The organism is Imperialibacter sp., from assembly GCF_040222815.1.
GTDB lineage: Bacteria > Bacteroidota > Bacteroidia > Cytophagales > Cyclobacteriaceae > Imperialibacter.
In genome coordinates, this window is the sequence record NZ_JAVKCH010000036.1 from 122,652 (window position 1) to 141,575 (window position 18,924).

Sequence of the window (18,924 nt, forward strand, 5' to 3'; positions counted from 1 at the left end):
TTGTCAAAAAATCTCAATATGTATGCGTGCGGACAAAAGCGGAGACGAGTTGAGGATTTGAGTAATCGAGTATTTGAGGAACGTCAAATACTCAAATCTTCAGTTCTTCAAATCCTCTTTTCTTACGTCATTACCTCATACTCCAAATCTCCCACTGCATCCAATTGCTTGATGAGTTCGCCTTTCGGCTCTACTTGTAGCTTTCTGGAGAATAGTTCCAGCGAAATGTTTTCCGAGGGGTCTTGCACCACCACCTTCAGCGGACAGGAGCCAGCATGGTCTATGGCCATTTGATGGAGGTCATCAATCATCTGCTCGGTCAGGTTGTTGACATCCAGCTTCAGGATAAGTCCCTTGGCCATTTTGTCTCTGATGTCATTCAATAGCTGGATTTCGCTAATTTTGAACTCAAGTTCTCCCACCCGAAATTTGGAGGGTTGCATGAAGCCCTCTACAAACAAGTACCAGCCCACCATGTAGAACTGCTTGAATTTAACATAGGTGTCAGAAAACATGAAGAACTCGTAGGAGTCGGAATAGTCTTCCAATGTCAACACGCCAAATGGATTGCCCTTTTTGGTTGTGCGGTGGTTGATACCACTTACAATGCCGCCAAGTCTGATAATGCCGCCATTTGCCAGGCTTTCGTCGTTCTTGAGGTCAGTTAGCGTGGTGTTGCAGAAATGCTTCATTTCAAAGCTGAACTGATCGAGTGGGTGCCCCGATATATATAGCCCTACCACTTCTTTTTCTATGTTCAGCTTCCTGATGTCGCCAAAGGGTTCGATATCGGGTATTCGGGGTTTTGGCACTTCTACCTGCCCCGAGCCTCCGAAAAGGGATACCTGATCGCTGGCTGCCTCCTGCTGAAGTCGCTGCGAATACTTGGTAATGAGCTCTACCAGCGTCGATTCGCCATCGGCCGCTTCGAGGTACTGCCTGCGGTGGTACTCTTCGAAGCAGTCGAAGGCGCCGGACATGGCCAGGCATTCAAAGGTTTTCTTGTTGAAGCCGTTTTTCACCACCCGCACGCCGAAGTCCCAGATGTCCTGAAAGGGGCCGTTTTTCTCTCTTTCTTCTATAATAGATTGCACGGCAGATTCCCCAGCACCCTTAATGGCACCCAGACCGAAGCGAATTTCGCCCTTTTTGTTCACAGCAAAGTTCACCCTCGATTCGTTCACGTGAGGGCCTAGCACAGGAAGCCCCAGGTTGCGGCACTCTTCCATGAAAAACGACACCTTCTCGATGCTACTCTGGTTGTGAGTAAGCACCGCCGACATGTACTCAGCCGGGTAGTTGGCTTTCAGGTAGGCTGTGTGGTAGGCGACTACCGAGTAGCAGGTAGAGTGCGATTTGTTGAAGGCATATTGCGCAAAGGCTTCCCAGTCTTTCCAGATTTTGTCGAGCTTGTCTTTGGGATGTCCTTTCTTCGTGGCACCCTCAACAAACTTGCCTTTCATCTTATCCAGCACTTCCCGCTGCTTCTTACCCATCGCCTTTCGCAGCACGTCGGCCTCGCCTTTGGTAAAGCCGGCCAGCTTCTGCGACAGGAGCATCACCTGTTCCTGGTACACGGTGATGCCATAGGTTTCCTTCAGGTTGTCCTCCATCTCAGGGAGGTCGTAGGCGATGACTTCTTTGCCCAACTTTCGGGCAATAAAGTTGGGGATGTATTCGAGCGGACCCGGACGGTATAGGGCGTTCATGGCAATCAGGTCTTCCAGCCGGTCGGGCTTCAGGTTGCGCAAGTGTTTCTGCATACCCGGCGATTCAAACTGAAAAGTACCATTGGTTTGGCCTTTTTGGTACAGTTCGAAGGTCTTGGCGTCATCCAGCGGAATTTCGTCGGGGTCGATGGTGATACCATGCCGCAGCCGAATATTTTCAATGGCTGTTTTGATAATGCTGAGCGTTTTCAGACCCAAAAAGTCCATTTTCAGCATGCCCGCACTTTCTACCACGCTGTTATCGAACTGTGTCACCAGCAGGTCAGAATCCTTAGCGGTGGATACCGGCACGTGGTTGGTCAGGTCGTCGGGCGTGATGATGATGCCGCAGGCATGGATACCAGTGTTCCGCACTGTCCCTTCGATAACAGCCGCTTTTTGCAGCACCTGGGCCTTCAGGTCTTTGCCATTTTTAAAGGCCATGAGCTCAGGCACTTCCCTGAAAGCCTGTGTGAGCGACGTGCCTGGCCGCTCGGGAACAAGCTTGGCCAGAATATCCGCATCCGAAAGCGGCAGCTCCATTACCCTGGCGCTGTCTCTGATGGAAGACTTGGCGGCCATGGTACCATAAGTAATGATTTGCGCCACCTGGTTTTTGCCGTATTTGTTCACCACCCACTCGATGATCTTGCCCCGGCCTTCATCGTCAAAGTCAATATCAATATCGGGGAGTGATACCCTGTCCGGATTCAGGAATCTCTCAAACAGTAGGTCGTACTTGATAGGATCCACGTTGGTTATGCCGATGCAGTAGGCTACCGCTGAACCTGCTGCTGAACCACGGCCAGGGCCAACCGAAACGCCCATTTTACGGGCTTCAGAGGTGAAATCCTGCACGATAAGGAAGTAGCCAGGGTAACCCGTTTTCTTGATAGTTTCCAGCTCAAAGTCGAGCCTTTCCTGAATTTCCGGGCTGATCTCTTTGTACCTCTTTTTTGCTCCCTCGAGGGTGAGGTGTCGGAGGTAGTCGTCTTCTGTTTCAAAGCCTTCAGGGATAGGGAAGGCGGGGAGGAGCACATTCCTATCTAGTTTGTAGCTCTCAATTTTTTCCAGCAGCCCGCCGATGTTTTCGATGGCTTCGGGCACATCGGCGAACAGCTTTTTCATTTCTTCCTCGGACTTGAAGTAAAACTGGTCGTTGGGAAAACCAAAGCGATTACCTCTGCCAAGCCCCTTGGGAGTAGATTGAACCTGCCCGTCTTTCACACACAGAAGGATATCATGGGCATCAGCATCGGCTTTTTCGGTATAGAAGACGTCGTTGGCCGCAATTACCTTGGTGTTGTATTTTGCTGCCAGCCCCAGAAGCACTTCATTCACGTGGTTTTCTTCAGGCAGGCCATGGCGGATCAATTCCACGTAAAAATCGTCGCCAAATACCTCTACCCACCACTTGAAAAGCTCTTCACCCTGGCTCTCGCCCTGGTTCAGGATGGTGTTGGGAATCTCACTGCTTAGGTTACCACTTAGCGCAATGATGTTCTTGCTGTATTGCCTAATCAGCTCCTTGTCGATCCGTGGATAAAGGCCATAAAGTCCTTCCATATAGCCCAATGATGACAGTTTGATGAGGTTGTGATAGCCGTCCTTGTTTTTGGCCAGCAATACCTGCTGGGTCATCCTATCCGGATTGTCTTTGGTGAACTTTCTGGTTTTGCGATCCTCAGAAACATAAAACTCGCATCCCACAATGGGTTTAATTCCCTGGGCATGGGCTTCTCTTACGAACTTAAAGGCACCAAACATATTGCCAAGGTCAGTGAGGGCCACGGCTGGCATGTCATATTCTTTGGCTTTGCTCACCAGTTTCTTAATGTCGGCAGTGGCAGGCAGAATGGAAAACTGTGAGTGCACATGAAGGTGACAGAAGGGCCCTTTGATGTCAACCGCAACAGCTTTTTCGGGGGTCTTACCCTTGTCTTCCTTTTGAGCGAAGTTGGCTGCCGCCAGTTTAGGTTCTTCATAAACAATAGATGCTGGATCAGCGCCATCAAGGGGCTTGATCACCTTTTCTGTAATCAGTCCGAAGAAACATTTGGTGGTGGCTGCCACGTCGTAGGCAGCATCGTGCGCCTCATCAAACCCAACGCCGAAGAGTTTTTTGTGCAGTTCGGTGAGCGTAGGCCATTTGAATTTTCCACCTCTGCCGCCGGGTATGGCGCAGTATTCGGTAGACTCATTTTTGGTGTCGATACTTTTGAGAGAGATGAGCGGACTTTCGATCTCTTTGCGGAGATACTCACAGCCCATGATATTGATATCGAACTCAATATTGTGGCCTACAACTACTTCACACCGGGCCAGGTCTTCGTTGAACTGCTTCAGTACCTCTTCCAAAGGATGGCCTTCTTCCAGTGCTCTTTTAGTGGAAATGCCATGTATTTTCTCGGCATTGAAGGGAATTTCGAAGCCTTCAGGCTTCACAATCAGGTTGTTATTTGAAACGAGCTTTCCAGAGGCATCGTGCAGCTGCCATGCAATTTGCACCACCCTTGGCCAGTTGTCGAAATCCGTTAGCGGCGCATTATAGTTTTGGGGTAAACCGGTGGTTTCGGTATCGAATATGAGGTACATAAAGCTTAGGGAAAGTCAATGAGAACAACGACGGTGAAAGTAGAAAAATTCCGCAAACAGTTATCCACAATTTTTGACTAACAGATTAGTTATATTGACAGAGATAATTCCTAAAATCAGAATTTATGTTATTATCACAAGTATTTTTAGGCTAACTTTTAGGCTAATAATTAATCGAAACCAATCAATACTTCAACCGCATGTTTAAACTTAAAGCTAAACCCTTTCTCATTCTATGGATTTGCGCCTTGTTTTCTTTTTTAACACCGCCAGCTTCTGTTAGCGACCTGATTGAGAAACTGGAGGCTTACCTGGCCTACTACACACCGGAAAAAGTGTATGTCCATCACGACAAGCCTTACTATTCGGCTGGGGATACCATTTGGTTTGCCACCTACCTCACCCATGGTATTTCGCACATGGCATCAGCCCCAAGCAAGCTGGTGTACGTGGAGGTGGTAAGTACCGATGGATCCGTTGTGGCCAAAAGAGATATTTTTATTAGTGAAGGTAGTGGTAGTGGGGATATTGCTCTGCCAGACACACTGATATCTGACACCTATGAACTAAGGGCCTATACAAGTTTTATGCGAAACTTTGACCATGACTTCTTTTTCCACAAGGAGCTTCGAATAGAAAATACGCAGTCGCCGTCGTTTGACGAGGCTGATGTCTCCGGCTCGACCGCACAATTGAGAAGTGAAGAAATGAAAAACTATTCAGATCTCGTCAGACTACAGTTTTTCCCTGAGGGAGGTGATCTTGTTGAGGGTCTGTGGAGCACTGTTGGCTTTAAAGCAACGGGGCCCGATGGCAAGGGCGTGGACATTGAAGGAGAGGTATCCGATAACACGGGCAAGAAGATCGCTGACATCAAAGCCAGCAGGTTTGGTATGGGGAAATTCCTGATGCAGCCCGTGGCAGGTGAGAGCTATAAGGCTACATTTAAATTTGGTATGGAGAAGATGCAGGTGCCTTTACCAACGGCCAGGCCATCAGGCTATGTGATGACCATGACCAACGTGTCGCCAAAGTATGTAACGCTGAAGGTGGAAGGAGCCGGCGGTGAAAGCACAGATGGTGGAACCGTTGTGGGTCATGTAAGAGGAGTGGTGTTTTTAACGCTGCCAGCAAGTGATGGGCAGCCTTTACAAGGATTGATACCCAAGGAGAATTTGCCCGAGGGTGTTGCACAGTTTACTTTTTTTGACAAGAAAGGGCAGCCACAGGCAGAAAGGATCGTGTATATCGATCAATCTGATAAGAGACCGGTTGCCAGGGTGGACGGGCTTCAGGCGACATACGAAAAAAGATCAAAAGTTGACCTCGCCATAATGATGGCGGAAGCAGAGGCTACGACTACATCTCACTTGTCGGTGGCGGTAGTGGATAAAACGAAAGTGCAATTTGACCCTAATTCAGATGATATTGTAAGCTACCTGCTAATGGCCTCCGATATCAAGGGGGATATTGAAAGCCCCGGCTACTATTTTGATGAGGCCAACAAAGACAGGGTGCCAGCGCTGGATAATTTGATGCTGACGCAGGGATGGAGACGCTTTACCTGGAAAGACATTATGGAGGACAAAAAGCCGGACATCAATCACCTGGTGGAGCCCGGTTTTAGCATTGCTGGCCGTGTGACCGATTTCTTTTTTCAGTCCAAACCGGTAAAGTCGAAAGTGACAATTACGGGCACTGAAGCAGACGGTGATTTGTGGTCAGCTGAAACGGAGGCGGACGACGATGGTTATTTCTTATTCACGGCTTTGGACATCGACGATACGGCACGAGTAGTTATTCAAACGCCTGATGAAAAGAAGATGGGGAAAAAGGGCGGTAAGAAAGATTTTGTTGAAGGGGGCAATGTAAACCTTGCAACCAAAATAGTTGTCAACGAAACGAAATCACCGGAAATTAAATATGGTGAAATGGCTGTGGATGAACTGGTTAGTAGTAAAGCAATAGCCGCCTACCTTGAGGAGGCCAGAAAGGTGAGGGAAATTGAAGCGGCATTTGCAAAGCAAGACGTAGTAATTTTGGATGAGATGCAAGTGGAAGGAGAGAGAGTGAGGACTGGCGAAAGATTTAATAAGCCAGGAATGACATACAAGAGGCCCACGAGAAGAGTTGACGTGGATTCCATAAGTAGAACCACTCAATTTCTTAGCATTTTCGAAGTGTTTATAGGACGTACGCCTGGCGTTCGGGTAGTCGGGTCTTACCCTAATTATGACCTGATTATTAGAGGTGCTTCTAGTTTGCAGGGAGGAAGCATTAATCCCCTATATGTGTTGAATGGAAGTATCGTGGATGCAAGTTTCATTAATACCATTCCAGTTGATCGGGTTGATTTCGTCGACGTACTGACCGGCACGGGGGCAACCATGTACGGCTCAATGGGTGCTGGTGGAGTTGTTGCCGTTTATTTAAAGGATGGTAGCGAAGTCGACGAATCTTTTGTGCCTAAGGGATCGCTCGGAATGATACATCCAGGTTTTTATCAAGCCCGTGAATTCTACACACCTGACTACAGCAGCAAAAAGCAATCCCACGTCCGCACTGATGTTCGGCCGACCCTTTACTGGAAAGGCGGATTGAAAACAGCAGAAGGAACTCCTGCCAAGCTGGAGTTTTATACATCGGATGTGGCTTCCACTTTTGAAGTGAGGATTGAAGGAATTACGGAAGATGGTCGGCCGTTTGTTAAGAAGGAGGAGTTTGTGGTGAATTAGATTTGAATGTCTGCTACTCTGATTGATTCCTTGTAAGAAATATTATTCACCCGTGGAGGGCCATTATTCTTACTTGAAGTCGAATAGAGGTCTAGAGTAGTGATCCAAAGTATGGTATTGATTGATTTTCATATTGGTAAGACGATATCAGTGATACTATAAACTACTAAAACTTCTTCCCAAGCCCCAAACCGAATCCTATGACATTATTTTTCTTGTTGTTGTGCCTAGAGTCATAAAGGTCGGGTACAAATGCCGCTCTCCAGAATAAGCCACGCTTACCAGGGGAGGAGACGTATCCGAGTCTTGCATAAACCTTAAACTCCAATGATGTTTCTTTTTCAAACAATTGCTCAGTAACGCTTAAAGGAACATATGTATTGCTCAAATAAGGTGTTATTCCTGTCCCGATTTCAATGTTTTTATGGATGCCCCTTGTTACGATTTCCAAGGGTAAGGATAAAAATAATCCTTTGGCATTCCCACGAGATTCAGGAACTACACCTAAACCAACACGAACGGCAAACCAATCTTTTTCAGTTCGAAGAAATACCCTCTCATATCCTAATGAATAGACGATTCCGTTTCCTAAAAATTCTGCGTAAAGGGAGTTAGACTCGTCCTTTGACTGCCCCAATGCTGTCCCGCCTAAAAGAGCAAATAGCCCTATGCAAAGACTAGTTTGAAAATTTTTCATAGCTGATTTGTTTCATATTAATAACCATCCAATTACCGTTTTATCACTTCTGCGTAGTTTAATACTGTAAAAATGTAATCCAGTTGAAACCCCATTCCTATCCCAAAATACAATATCGACGTTTCTTTTGAAGTCGAACTTTCAAGTGGGGTAGGCAGGAAATTTCATTTGCCTATATAATATACCCTAATATATCATTTATAACATTCAAGTAGAATTTATCCCGTATGAAGTAGATAAATACCTGTCCAATATTGATCCGGTCGGTAGCAGATTGTTTTCCGTTATTGTCACCAACATATGAAAATAAATAGACTAAGGGCTAGTAGGAGGAAGCGCACCTTTGCTTGCAGATAACTAGCTACGGCCACACTATACCCTTAAAGGAATGGGAGCTGCCATATATGGAAGTCGGGCATCTGGCGGTGTTGTGGCTGGTTATTTCAAAGATGGAAAAAGCCTTTCGGCAAACTATGAAGCCAAAGGTGTCGCTTCCTTTATTCACCTGATTAAAGTAGAAAGGCTGATGCATACGAAGATGGTCGCCCGTTCCTGAAAAGGGAGGGGTTTGAGATGAATTGACTGCTAAGCTTGCGGTTCATTTTCGTATCAATAAGGCTCAATACGTATCATCAATCTCGACTTAGCTGAGATGTTGCTGCTTCAATTTCCCAAACCTGGGAAGGACGCTATCCTTTGATATTGGGCTGACAATTGAAAGCAGATTAGTCTTTGGTGGATTAAATGAGTAAGTACTAAAATATAACTAGTTGTTATAATTTTGTTATTACTTTTGATAAATTTAGGAATGGTTAAATCTCTCACCACCGTAGGAAACAGTCAGGCTATTATTCTTCCAAAGCACCTCATAGAAAAGTATCATTTGGAGAAGGTAACCCTTGAGGAAACAAGTGAAGGAATACTTATAAGGCCTCATAAATCTGCTGACAATCCATTTCAGAAGAAGGTAGAAGCGGCAAGAGCGTCAAAAGCCCAAATTTATGAGAGAATGAGGGCTGCTGCCAATGATCCTGAAATCATCGATTTCTATCAGCAGGAGAGCCAGTCGGCAGATATTGACTTAAACATTTCAGACGAATGACGACAGGTGAGGTTTGGGAGGTCAATTTTTCGCCTCAGGTGGGTGATGAAATCAGAAAAACCCGGCCTGCTATTGTAGTCAACAACGATACGATGGGGGCACTCGACCTCAAAGTGGTAGTACCTGTAACTGACGGCTTAAAGGTTCCAAAGGAATGGCATGTTGTCTTGACGCCCTCGCCTTCCAATGGACTGATTAAACTAAGTATTGCCGATTGCTTTCAGGTGAAGTCGGTCTCCCAGAAAAGATTCATCAGGAGGTTAGGCAAATTGAGCGACGATGAAATAGATGATGTAAAGCTGGGCCTGATGAAAGTTCTCGATTTGTTGTAACTAGCCTTTTACACACTCACTATCACTAGCTTCTTCGTCTCGAAAAATTCTTCTTTAAAGAAGTCGCTGAGGTCATGCACATGGTGAGGGTAATCGATCTCTGAGAGTTCTTCGTCCAGGTCGCCGCCTTTGAGGCATAGAATGCCATTGGGAACGGAGTGCTTAGGCGTTTTACTAATTTTATTTTCCACCCACTCTATAAAGGGCTTTAGGCGGGTAACTGCCCGGCTTACGACGAAATCCCATTCGCCTTTCTGTTCTTCGGCTCTGCCGTGAATAGCCGTTACGTTTTGGATGCCTGCTCCTTTGCACACCTCTTTTACCACCAATATCTTTTTGCCAATCGAGTCGACAAGCGTGAATTCGGCATCGGGAAAGAGGATAGCCAGCGGGATGCCAGGAAAGCCACCACCAGTGCCGACGTCTAAAACCTTTGTTCCTGGTTGAAATGAAACCAGTTTGGCAATAGCCAGCGAGTGCAACACGTGGTGAAGGTAGAGTTGCTCAATGTCTTTCCTGGAAACGACGTTGATCTTGGAGTTCCAGTCTTCGTAAAGAGGGTAAAGGGCTGTGAATTGCTCTTTTTGCCGAGGCGATAGATCAGGGAAATAGCGGAAGATGAGGTCTTGATTCAAGGTCTTGATTGTTTTAAGTCTGTCAGGGGACAGACCAAGGGGGATTGAGGAAGCTCCCGTTCATTCCCATGGCCTGTCCCCTGACAGGCCTCAGTAAAGTTTAGATATGATCCTCAGATATCATCCTCAGATATGATCCTCAGATATGATCCTTTTTCTCTTTCACCAGGTCGTACATCAACTCCCGTGCCCTGTGCAGTTGCGCCTTCACGGTGCCCAGGGGTGCCTCAAGCTCCACGGCTATTTCTTCATAGCTCAGCTCGTCGAAATAGCGAAGACGCACCAGTTTCTGGTATTTGGCGGGCAGCTTGTTCACAAACATCTGCACAATCTCTATCTTTTGCGTTTTGATGGTTTCCTCTGCCGGGTTCAGGTTCTCATCCTGCACATCTATATTCACTGAGTCGCCACTTTCGTCTGTAAAACTGGTGTTGAGGCTATAGGTGTCCAGCTTCTTTTTCCTGATAAAGTCGATGGCATTGTTAGTAGCTATGCGAAACAGCCAGGTGCTAAATGTGTAGTCTTTCTTGAATTTGTGAAGGTTGCGAAAGGCCTTGGCAAATGCCTCAATGGTCAGGTCCTCAGCATCATCAATATTCCTCACCATTTTGAGGATCATGTGATAAACGGGCTTTTTGTATAGCTGCATCAAATCTGCATAGGCATGTTCCTCCCCGTCGACCGTGGCTTTGTCGATCAGCTTGAAATCCCGTAATGCTTTGTCAGAAAATTGTTTGTTTACGTCCATTTAACCCGTTTAGCAAATGTAGCCCTGCCACCAACAAGAAGCAGGTATACTCCATAAAATAAATCAATTACTGGTAGCGCCCAGTAAGAAAAACGATGTCCGGTTAGCCGATGGAAGTAACTCAACAAGCCCAAGGTCAATACTTCCCTGCCCAAAAAACCTCCCAAAGCCCAATAGGGTTGGGTATTTGAAAGGGCTAAAATAAGCAAAGTCACCCAAAATCCTATCTGGGAAAACGACCAGAGGCCTAAATTAATTTTATCCCCGGCATTATATCTTTTGCCCACCGAAAGGTGCCTTAGCTTCTGCGTCCAATAGGTGCCAAATGATTTTTTTGGGTAGGAGTAAATCAATGACTGGGGGTTCACAATGGCCACCGTGTTTTTTGAACCGGCGTGGGCATTTACGTACAAATCATCGTCTCCTCCGGTCACTTTCAAATGCGCATTGAAGCCCTTGTTGTCGAGAAAGAACGACTTCCGGTAAGCCAGGTTGCGTCCAACTCCCATAAAGGCGCCACCCACACCAGCCGACCCGAGGTAGTTGATGCCCGTGATAGTGGTTTCCCACTGAATGAAATTATTAAGAAAGCCCTTTTCAGTGTAGTATGGGGAATACCCGAGCACGAATTGAATTTTTTCTGAGCTGAATCCTTTAGCCATTTCTGCCACCCACTGGTCGGAAGCAGGGCGACAGTCGGCGTCTGTGAATAGCACTATGTCGTTGTTCGCTGCTTTTATTCCCAATGTCAGGCCATACTTCTTGCCGTTGACATGGTTGGGCGAGCTGTCTACCCTAACCATTTTTAGCTTTGGAGTGCTGTCCTTAAGGCCTAACAAGTGGTCGTAAGTGCCATCATTGCTGCGGTCATCCACAATGATCACCTCAAAGTTGGGGTAGTCCTGGGCCAGCAGGAGCGGAATAAGCGCTTTTAGGTTTTCTTCTTCGTCGTGAGCACACACAATGACTGAGACACCCACTTCAGTTTTAGCCAGCGTTTTCTGCCGCTTATTGACTTTGCTCAAGCCAATCCACCATTTGAATTGAAAGAAAAGATGAATGAAAAGAAAAAAACCACACAAGGCTGGTACTAAATACTCCATGTAAAACGCTCAAGTTTTCAAAAGCATCAAAGATAGGTTTTTTAGCCAATTAGATGATCGAATTGAAGGGCTAAATATGAAGTGATGATTTTCAGTAGTGGTGCACAAAAAAAGGAGCGACATGCGCCGCTCCTTTTCAAACTCCAACAACGAACTATCAATTATTCAGAAATCAGTTACCTCTTGTGCTTAGCTGACGGGCCGTTGCGGTTGTCGCCGGTTGAAGACCTCTTCTGTAACCTCTTCTGTAACCAGTACTTTCTGTTTTGCTATTAGTATCCGCCACTCTGCTTTCGCTGGCCTGGCCACGGTACTTATCATTTGAGCTGCCTTTTCCAGTGTTTTGGTTGTTGTCACGGCGCCCGTCTTTATCATAACTCTTTCCATTCTGGCTATCACGGTATTGATTATTGTCACGACGGTCGTTATCATATTTGCCATGTTGCTGACCTTTCTGATGGTTGTTGTTGCCATAATTGTGGTCATTGTTATAATGGTGCTTATTATGATGGTTGTGGCCATGAGCGTACCCTTTGTTGTAGTAATGGTATTTACTGGCAACCACTACAGGTCTTGGACGGTAGTACCTCTGGTAGTGATTGGCGTGGAATCCACAGTAGCTGTCACAAATGTGATGAGCAAAGTGGGAATTCACGATCTGCACCGAGTTCAGGATTCTACCGTAGTGGTCTATATTCACTGACACGAAGGTGCCTCTGTTTTCAAGGATAATTTCGAAGTCAATGAAACCTCTGTAAGGTACCTGGCGAACATGGACTACATCGTAACCGTAGTACGAACGATTGATTTTGTACATCACTGCCTGCGGCACATTCCAGCTCAGCTGGTCGCCGTAGCTGCTATAATAGAAGGCAAATGAAGGTTGTGAAACAGCTTCTGTAGTACTAACCAGTACCAGCAAGCTCAAACTCAGAATTAATGTAGAAGTTTTCATGACCGTAATTGTTTGGTTCTGGTCTGATATATGCAAATGGCGGGCCAAAAACACAAGTAATTATATATCAATTAGTTAAGTTCGTTTTGGAGGGCGGGTGAAGAATAGAGTGGAGTCATCGTACCTCCGAATCATGTTGACATGAGGGAGACTGATTAGGAAAAGACCGGGAGTATTTCTCATTTTACCTCGAGTTTTTTGGTGTACATCGAAGTTTTTTGAGCGTTCGATGGATGGACTATTTCTTCGTGCTAAGAAACAATCACAAAAGACACATGAAGATGAAGGCTAAATCAATTATTGGAATGCTTGCCCTGGTAATGGCGGCATCCTCATGCACTGTTCAGTCGTTGCACCCATTGTACGATGAAAAAACTATGATCTATGAGCCCTTTTTGAAAGGAGAATGGATAGATGATGATGGCAATAGCTGGGTAATTAAGAGAGCTCAAAGGCCGGATGCCAATCAACTGAAGAAGGAGTTGGTAAACCCTAAGGCCTATCAAATAACCTACCATGGGGATTCGGTTGAAACCAACCTGGATGCCTATATGATGAAACTGGATGGGACCTATTTTATCGATTTGTTTCCAGCAGAAAACTATGACAAAGAAATAGGAAACGACATACTCCTGGGGAATTTACTTCCTGTCCATACCTTTTCAAAGGTGGAAACGCAGGATGACAGTTTATACATCTATCAGTTTGACAGCGAATGGCTCAGTGACCTGATAAAAAACAACCAGATCAGAATTTCGCATGAAGTAGTAAAAGCCCATGGGGCCGACAGGGTGGTGTTGACAGCATCAACGAACGAGCTTCAAAAGTTTGTGGCGAAATATCACAATGACCCCAAAGCTTTCAGCGAACCTGATAAGTTTGTCAGAAAGCGTCAGTAAATGATGAAAAGTAGTAAGCAGTTGTTCAAAAAGACAGTATCCAACAGGTTGGTGCAGCACCTGGCCTTTTGGGTGCTGTCCTTTTATGTGTTGCTGCGGATTTTTTCTACTGACAGCGAGATTCGTAACATCGATTACATCTACGACGGACTATTTCAATTCACACTAATCATACCCGTCTACCTTAATCTCTTTGTTCTGATCCCGAAACTGCTGGACAAGGGCAGGTACTTTCTTTATATCGCTTTAGTCGGTTTTTCCATCCTGGTGTTTAGCCAGCTTAATACCTGGTTTTTCGATTATCTTGTTGATTTTCTTCTGCCGGGCTACTACTTCATTAGCTACTATGAGTTAGTTGACATCATTCAGTTTTTCGCAGTATACATGGGTGCGAGCACCTTGCTGAAGCTATCGAAGGGATGGTTTCAGCTTGCCGAGGCGAGAACCAAACTAGCGGAGACCCGACAAGAAAAGCTGGATGCAGAGTTGGAGGCACTTAAGTCGCAGGTCAACCCACATTTCCTTTTTAACAGCCTCAACAACCTTTATGGTCTTTCCCTGAAAGGGGATAAGAAGACGCCAGCCTCGATATTGAAGTTGTCGGAGGTTTTACGTTACATGATTTACGAAGCAAAAGATGAGAAGGTACGGCTTGAAAAGGAGATAGCTTTTATCGAGAATTACATCAACCTGCAACGGTTGCGATCCGATCACCATGCCAGGATATCATTAGAAATCGTTGGTGAGGTAAGAGAACAAAGAATTGCTCCATTACTGTTTGTTCCATTTGTTGAAAACAGCTTTAAGCACGGCATAAAAGGGGAGACAGGCGAATCTTACGTTGATGTGAAAATGGAAGTTGGGGACGACTTTGTCGATTTTACTTGTCGCAATAATGTGGGAAGTATTGACGATGTGGAGCAAAAGAAATACGGGGGCATAGGGCTGGAGAATGTGAAAAAGCGGCTTGAGTTGATATATGAAGACCGCTATACCCTGGAGTTGGATGAAGCGGAGGACGAGTATAAAGTTCACTTAACAATAGAACTATGATCAAACTCAGGTGTCTTATTGTCGATGATGAACCGCTATCACAAGAAGTGATTGAAGGCTATGTGACCGACACGCCACAGTTGGAATTGGTGGCCAAATGCGGCAATGCGCTGGAGGCCGCTGAGGTAATTCGGAGTCAGCCCGTCGACCTCATTTTTCTTGATATCAACATGCCCAAGTTGTCGGGCATCAGCCTGGTGAAATCGTTAGCCAAACCACCTGCGGTTGTGTTCATCACTGCCTATCCTGAGTTTGCGGTGGAAGGCTTTGAGGTGGAAGCAGTCGACTATCTGCTGAAACCATGCTCTTTCGAGCGATTCCTGAAGGCAGTTGGCAAAGTTGAGAACTATTTGCAGGCCTCTGGGAGAAAGCAGCTAGCAGACTATTTTGTAGTCAAGGCTGATAAAAAGCTGCACAAAATAGCGCTGGAGGATATTCTTTATTTTAAGTCGATTGGCGACTATGTGAAGGTGTATACCCGTGACAAAGTATTGATCACCAACGAGACCCTGAGGAATATTGAGGACGAATTGCCCTCACCAAAATTCATCAGGCTGCATAAATCTTATATAGTGTCTCTGCATGCTATTCAATACCTGGAAGGCAACCAGGTGAAAGTGGGAGAGGAGATGTTGCCGGTAGGCCTGACTTATAAGGATAAATTGATGGAGGGGTTGGGGGGGTAAGAGCTGATACGTTTTAACTATTTTCTAAGTATTGGATACTATAGATATTTAATATTGCCGATTGGTTTTCAGGAGAATCTAGACCGAATCCAAGGTTATAGATATTGCCAACCTTGTCAAAAAATTTCAAAGTACCATAAGCGTTTAGCCCTTCACTTGGGGATGGTAAAGTTATTGATTTGTAAATAATTTTTTCCCCTGGATTTATATATTTTACTAACGCTTCGAACTCAACTTTTTCACTATTTATCGTTATCGAAATATCTGATGTGAGCAGAGCAATTGAATGATCCATTACTGGAATAGCAAGCTCGTAGTATTTGCCATTTTCATACCATAAGATATAGCCAGAAGAAAAAGAAGGTCTTACAGATAGCCTAAGTTGGTTCTTTACCAGATTCAAATTTTCTTCCTGGGCTTTTCGAGTCATCCTAAGACTTTCACTTTGGTCAGTCATCTCTTTGGCTTGCATTTCCAATATCTTAGTGTTTTGAGAAAGCTCTTCTTTCTGCATGAGAGACGTCCAGATAAGAAGAGAAAATGCTAGTGCCGAGAAAAGAGAGTTAACGAGGCCAAAAGTGTCGCCAAGTGTGCCTGGCTCAATTCCAGCCAAACTTGGAAAAAATAAAATTAGCCAATCCCATTTTATCACGATAGCGAAATTCATCATCCACAAAAGAATTACCACAATAGAGGTAATTATTATTATTTTGATAGTTCCTGTAGATGATCTCATACAATGAATTTGATCGCTGATTTCAATCTGAAGCTACCAATAAAATAGTAATTCTCATCGAGAATTCGCCTCCTTATCCACCATTATATAAGCCTGCGGAGATATATGCACAATGCTGGCAGGCAGACTCTCGATTGGCTGTGAGGCTACCACTTTAGCAATAATGCCCGCTTTCTTTTCTCCATTCGCCATAATAATGGGCAGCCTGGCTTCCTGAAAATGCTTCAATCCCATGGTGATACCAGTGGAGAGTTTCGTTTCTCCAGGAAAGTATTTTTGGCCGACCGTGATGGTTTCTTTGGCCAGCTGGCTGATGTGGGCATAGGTGTCGAAAGAAGTGCCAGGCTCATTCATGCCAATGTGGCCATTGAGGCCTATTCCCACCAGCATCACATCCAAACCGCCATGTTGGTGGATCAGCTCATTTACCTCATCACACTGCGCCTGCACGTTGGGTTGGGTACCATCAAAAAAAACGATCTGCTTTTCGGGAATGTTCAGTGGCTCAAAGAGGTCTTCATCCATCATTTGGCGGCACGAGCCTTTGGTGGTGCCGTTCATGCCATTCCACTCGTCGAGCCCAACAAAAGTCCAGCCAGAGACGTCGAGCTTGCCAAACTTCACGTCTTCCACGAAGCATTTGAAGACACCAATCGGCGTATGGCCTGAGGCCAGGCAGACCAGAGGATTGGGTTTGCCTTTTATACTTTCGATGATTAGATCAGCAGTCTTGCGAGAGAGCTCTTTGTAGGTGGTGTAGGTTTGGATGGTCATATCGTCTGAGGTGTTTTGGACTGGCGAAGATAGTGTGCCGAGCCTGGGTTACCAATATATGTCGTCCCGACGGGATTTGATAGGCTGACGTCTCGTGACTAGTCCCGTTAGGGACGACATAAAGGTCGATAGGAAGCAAGCTAGCGACAAATCAGAATCCCGAAGGGATGGCATATAGTTCTAGAGGCTATTCTGGCTCTTTGAAAATGTAGCGCCGGTCATAATCCACTTCGAATTTCTTGAGAAATTCCTCATATTCTTCCAGAAAGGTCTTTTTTCGATGGTGCTCTTCTTGATTATGGATATACCTTATAACATTCGGCACATGGGACTTGCTGTATGAGAAGGCTCCATATCCTTCTTGCCAGGCAAATTTCCGCTTGGTCAGCTTGTTATCATTGATCCATTTGGAAGAGCCTGATTTTATGTCTTGCAAAAGGTCAGAAAGGGACTGGGTAGGTCTCATGCCTATCAAAATGTGGATGTGATCTTCCACACCGTTTATAGCAAGCATTTTATGATCATAAGACTGAATTGTGCCCGTTATGTATTTATACAAGTCATCTTTCCATGCTTTTTCAATTAACCCCTGCCTGTATTTTACCGCAAAAACGATCTGGAGATGAATTTGTGTATAGGTGTTCGGCATGACTTAAATATAACAAATATGCCATCCCTACGGGATTCGATGGGCATCTTTTTCGCCCCTATGGGGCTACCGATGTGGCGTCCCGATGGGACTAGGGTATTACAAATTGGGCCTAAGTCTGACTCTAATGCTCAGATAAGGGAATGAAGCATCCCTGAGGAGTTCTGCAAACTATTTCATTCCCGGTCATATTTTTACAGTATCCCAAGTCCCGTTAGGGACGGCATATCGGTACATAGAGCAAATAGAATGACAAGATTCAAATCCCGTAGGGATGCCATATGGGTTTTAGGGCTTGCGAGTTGGGATTAGCGACGATACTTGCATCGCATTCTCTCTCTATTGCCAATTATTAAGCTATTTTTGCACCTGTTTTTAAAAGGGATGCAATTTAAACTTCAAGCTACAGACAAAGGATCGAAAGCAAGGGCCGGGCAGCTGAGTACAGGGCACGGTGAGATTCAGACCCCCATCTTCATGCCGGTAGGCACAGCGGGCTCCGTAAGGGGCGTGCATCAGCGGGAGCTGAAAGAGGACATCAAAGCACAGATCATCCTTGGCAACACGTACCATCTTTATCTCAGGCCGGGCCTGGATATTCTCAAGCCTGCCGGAGGGCTTCATGGCTTCAATGGTTGGACGGGGCCGATCCTTACCGATAGCGGAGGCTATCAGGTTTATTCCCTGGCCGATCAACGGAAAATCACAGAGGAAGGCGTAAAGTTCAAGTCACACATCGACGGCTCCAATCACCTTTTCACACCTGAAAATGTCATGGACATTCAGCGCACCATTGGCGCTGACATCATCATGGCTTTTGACGAGTGCCCGCCTTTTCCCTGTGAGCTGGACTACGCAAAAAAGTCCATGGAGATGACACATCGCTGGCTGGACAGGTGCATCAGCCATCTGCAAACGACAGAACCGCTTTACGGATATGAGCAGGCCTTATTTCCCATAGTGCAAGGCAGTGTGGACAAAGAACTCCGTACGATTTCTGCAGAGTACATCGCTTCCAGAGGCATGGATGGCAATGCCATTGGTGGCTTGTCGGTGGGCGAGCCTGCTGAGTTTATGTACGAAATGACAGACCTTGTTTGCAATATACTACCTGCCGACAAACCCCGTTATCTGATGGGAGTAGGCACGCCAGCCAACATCCTGGAGTGCATTGCCCTGGGGGTGGATATGTTCGACTGCGTGATGCCAACCAGAAATGCCAGAAACGGCATGTTGTTTACTTCTGAGGGGATTATCAATATTAAGAATGAGAAATGGAGGGACGACTTTTCGCCTATTGATGCAACGGTTGGTGGATATGCCAGCACTTTCTATTCCCGGGCTTACCTGCGTCATCTCATCATGAGCAAGGAAATGTTGGGGGCACAAATAGCTACGGTTCACAATCTTACTTTTTATCTTTGGCTGGTTAATACAGCAAGGGAAAAAATCATTGATGGTACTTTTGCGAGCTGGAAAGATATTATGGTGAAGAAGGTAAGCCACCGTTTGTAGC

At 45.7% G+C, this 18,924-nt stretch carries 17 protein-coding genes; 8 read left to right on the forward strand and 9 right to left on the reverse strand.

Annotated elements, in window-relative coordinates:
- Positions 1-122 precede the first annotated feature (122 nt).
- The gene (dnaE, locus tag RIF36_RS17745; protein WP_350123115.1) at positions 123-4,304 is read right to left on the reverse strand and encodes a DNA polymerase III subunit alpha; all 4,182 of its coding nucleotides are present in this window, start codon (positions 4,302-4,304) and stop codon (positions 123-125) included.
- A 200-nt stretch (positions 4,305-4,504) separates the two neighbouring features.
- Here dnaE and RIF36_RS17750 point away from each other — a divergent pair, with 200 nt between their 5' ends.
- Entirely contained in the window at positions 4,505-7,039 is a 2,535-nt protein-coding gene (locus RIF36_RS17750; protein WP_350123112.1) for a TonB-dependent receptor, read from the forward strand.
- Positions 7,040-7,205: 166 nt separating this feature from the next.
- Here RIF36_RS17750 and RIF36_RS17755 read toward each other — a convergent pair whose 3' ends face one another.
- Positions 7,206-7,736, reverse strand: coding sequence for a hypothetical protein (locus RIF36_RS17755; RefSeq protein ID WP_350123109.1), 531 nt, complete (start codon positions 7,734-7,736; stop codon positions 7,206-7,208).
- 388 nt (positions 7,737-8,124) lie between these two features.
- Here RIF36_RS17755 and RIF36_RS17760 point away from each other — a divergent pair, with 388 nt between their 5' ends.
- The 3 genes from RIF36_RS17760 (at position 8,125) to RIF36_RS17770 (ending at position 9,170) form a co-directional block, all read left to right on the forward strand.
- Positions 8,125-8,292, forward strand: coding sequence for a hypothetical protein (locus tag RIF36_RS17760; RefSeq protein ID WP_350123106.1), 168 nt, complete (start codon positions 8,125-8,127; stop codon positions 8,290-8,292).
- Between the two features lie 252 nt (positions 8,293-8,544).
- The gene (locus RIF36_RS17765) at positions 8,545-8,838 is read left to right on the forward strand and encodes an AbrB/MazE/SpoVT family DNA-binding domain-containing protein (protein WP_350123103.1); all 294 of its coding nucleotides are present in this window, start codon (positions 8,545-8,547) and stop codon (positions 8,836-8,838) included.
- Positions 8,835-9,170: a type II toxin-antitoxin system PemK/MazF family toxin gene (locus RIF36_RS17770; RefSeq protein ID WP_350123100.1), complete on the forward strand. Its 336-nt coding sequence runs from the start codon at positions 8,835-8,837 to the stop codon at positions 9,168-9,170. Before RIF36_RS17765 ends, RIF36_RS17770 begins: the two co-directional genes overlap by 4 nt.
- 8 nt (positions 9,171-9,178) lie before the next feature.
- Here RIF36_RS17770 and rsmG read toward each other — a convergent pair whose 3' ends face one another.
- The 4 genes from rsmG to RIF36_RS17790 all read right to left on the reverse strand — a co-directional run bounded on the left by rsmG (position 9,179) and on the right by RIF36_RS17790 (position 12,611).
- Positions 9,179-9,805: a 16S rRNA (guanine(527)-N(7))-methyltransferase RsmG gene (gene rsmG / locus RIF36_RS17775; protein ID WP_350123097.1), complete on the reverse strand. Its 627-nt coding sequence runs from the start codon at positions 9,803-9,805 to the stop codon at positions 9,179-9,181.
- 139 nt (positions 9,806-9,944) lie between these two features.
- On the reverse strand, positions 9,945-10,553 hold the full coding sequence (locus RIF36_RS17780; protein ID WP_151997501.1) for an RNA polymerase sigma factor: 609 nt from the start codon (positions 10,551-10,553) through the stop codon (positions 9,945-9,947).
- Positions 10,544-11,656, reverse strand: coding sequence for a glycosyltransferase (locus RIF36_RS17785; RefSeq protein ID WP_350123094.1), 1,113 nt, complete (start codon positions 11,654-11,656; stop codon positions 10,544-10,546). Before RIF36_RS17785 ends, RIF36_RS17780 begins: the two co-directional genes overlap by 10 nt.
- A gap of 172 nt (positions 11,657-11,828) precedes the next feature.
- Entirely contained in the window at positions 11,829-12,611 is a 783-nt protein-coding gene (locus RIF36_RS17790) for a hypothetical protein (protein WP_350123091.1), read from the reverse strand.
- A 281-nt stretch (positions 12,612-12,892) separates the two neighbouring features.
- Here RIF36_RS17790 and RIF36_RS17795 point away from each other — a divergent pair, with 281 nt between their 5' ends.
- From RIF36_RS17795 to RIF36_RS17805, 3 genes are read left to right on the forward strand one after another with little or no spacing between them, the layout of a single operon-like run.
- On the forward strand, positions 12,893-13,510 hold the full coding sequence (locus RIF36_RS17795) for a hypothetical protein (RefSeq protein WP_350123088.1): 618 nt from the start codon (positions 12,893-12,895) through the stop codon (positions 13,508-13,510).
- Positions 13,511-14,563, forward strand: a complete 1,053-nt coding sequence (locus RIF36_RS17800; RefSeq protein ID WP_350123085.1) for a sensor histidine kinase — start codon at positions 13,511-13,513, stop codon at positions 14,561-14,563.
- Positions 14,560-15,249, forward strand: coding sequence for a LytR/AlgR family response regulator transcription factor (locus RIF36_RS17805; RefSeq protein ID WP_350075403.1), 690 nt, complete (start codon positions 14,560-14,562; stop codon positions 15,247-15,249). The genes RIF36_RS17800 and RIF36_RS17805 overlap by 4 nt, the downstream gene beginning before the upstream one ends.
- A gap of 13 nt (positions 15,250-15,262) precedes the next feature.
- On the opposite strand, the gene RIF36_RS17810 is transcribed toward RIF36_RS17805, so the two are convergent.
- From RIF36_RS17810 to tnpA, 3 genes are all read right to left on the reverse strand, one after another.
- Positions 15,263-15,985, reverse strand: a complete 723-nt coding sequence (locus tag RIF36_RS17810; protein WP_350075401.1) for a hypothetical protein — start codon at positions 15,983-15,985, stop codon at positions 15,263-15,265.
- 54 nt (positions 15,986-16,039) lie between these two features.
- The gene (locus RIF36_RS17815; protein ID WP_350123082.1) at positions 16,040-16,759 is read right to left on the reverse strand and encodes a glucosamine-6-phosphate deaminase; all 720 of its coding nucleotides are present in this window, start codon (positions 16,757-16,759) and stop codon (positions 16,040-16,042) included.
- 187 nt (positions 16,760-16,946) lie between these two features.
- Positions 16,947-17,408 carry an IS200/IS605 family transposase gene (gene tnpA, locus RIF36_RS17820; RefSeq protein ID WP_350075397.1) on the reverse strand — a complete coding sequence of 154 codons (462 nt, stop codon included), beginning with the start codon at positions 17,406-17,408 and terminating at the stop codon, positions 16,947-16,949.
- A gap of 384 nt (positions 17,409-17,792) precedes the next feature.
- Between tnpA and tgt the strand changes: the two genes are divergently transcribed.
- Entirely contained in the window at positions 17,793-18,923 is a 1,131-nt protein-coding gene (tgt, locus tag RIF36_RS17825; protein ID WP_350123079.1) for a tRNA guanosine(34) transglycosylase Tgt, read from the forward strand.
- The last annotated feature ends 1 nt before the right edge of the window (position 18,924 follow it).

What these genes read in the sequence shown, in the direction of transcription:
- RIF36_RS17815 (WP_350123082.1), bottom strand. Translation starts at nt 16,759, where the DNA reads ATGACCATCCAAACCTACACCACCTACAAAGAGCTCTCTCGCAAGACT.
- RIF36_RS17790 (WP_350123091.1), bottom strand. Translation starts at nt 12,611, where the DNA reads ATGAAAACTTCTACATTAATTCTGAGTTTGAGCTTGCTGGTACTGGTT.
- RIF36_RS17805 (WP_350075403.1), top strand. Translation starts at nt 14,560, where the DNA reads ATGATCAAACTCAGGTGTCTTATTGTCGATGATGAACCGCTATCACAA.
- RIF36_RS17760 (WP_350123106.1), top strand. Translation starts at nt 8,125, where the DNA reads ATGGGAGCTGCCATATATGGAAGTCGGGCATCTGGCGGTGTTGTGGCT.
- RIF36_RS17785 (WP_350123094.1), bottom strand. Translation starts at nt 11,656, where the DNA reads ATGGAGTATTTAGTACCAGCCTTGTGTGGTTTTTTTCTTTTCATTCAT.
- tnpA (WP_350075397.1), bottom strand. Translation starts at nt 17,408, where the DNA reads ATGCCGAACACCTATACACAAATTCATCTCCAGATCGTTTTTGCGGTA.
- tgt (WP_350123079.1), top strand. Translation starts at nt 17,793, where the DNA reads ATGCAATTTAAACTTCAAGCTACAGACAAAGGATCGAAAGCAAGGGCC.
- RIF36_RS17800 (WP_350123085.1), top strand. Translation starts at nt 13,511, where the DNA reads ATGATGAAAAGTAGTAAGCAGTTGTTCAAAAAGACAGTATCCAACAGG.
- RIF36_RS17810 (WP_350075401.1), bottom strand. Translation starts at nt 15,985, where the DNA reads ATGAGATCATCTACAGGAACTATCAAAATAATAATAATTACCTCTATT.
- RIF36_RS17780 (WP_151997501.1), bottom strand. Translation starts at nt 10,553, where the DNA reads ATGGACGTAAACAAACAATTTTCTGACAAAGCATTACGGGATTTCAAG.
- RIF36_RS17765 (WP_350123103.1), top strand. Translation starts at nt 8,545, where the DNA reads ATGGTTAAATCTCTCACCACCGTAGGAAACAGTCAGGCTATTATTCTT.
- RIF36_RS17770 (WP_350123100.1), top strand. Translation starts at nt 8,835, where the DNA reads ATGACGACAGGTGAGGTTTGGGAGGTCAATTTTTCGCCTCAGGTGGGT.
- RIF36_RS17755 (WP_350123109.1), bottom strand. Translation starts at nt 7,736, where the DNA reads ATGAAAAATTTTCAAACTAGTCTTTGCATAGGGCTATTTGCTCTTTTA.
- dnaE (WP_350123115.1), bottom strand. Translation starts at nt 4,304, where the DNA reads ATGTACCTCATATTCGATACCGAAACCACCGGTTTACCCCAAAACTAT.
- RIF36_RS17750 (WP_350123112.1), top strand. Translation starts at nt 4,505, where the DNA reads ATGTTTAAACTTAAAGCTAAACCCTTTCTCATTCTATGGATTTGCGCC.
- RIF36_RS17795 (WP_350123088.1), top strand. Translation starts at nt 12,893, where the DNA reads ATGAAGGCTAAATCAATTATTGGAATGCTTGCCCTGGTAATGGCGGCA.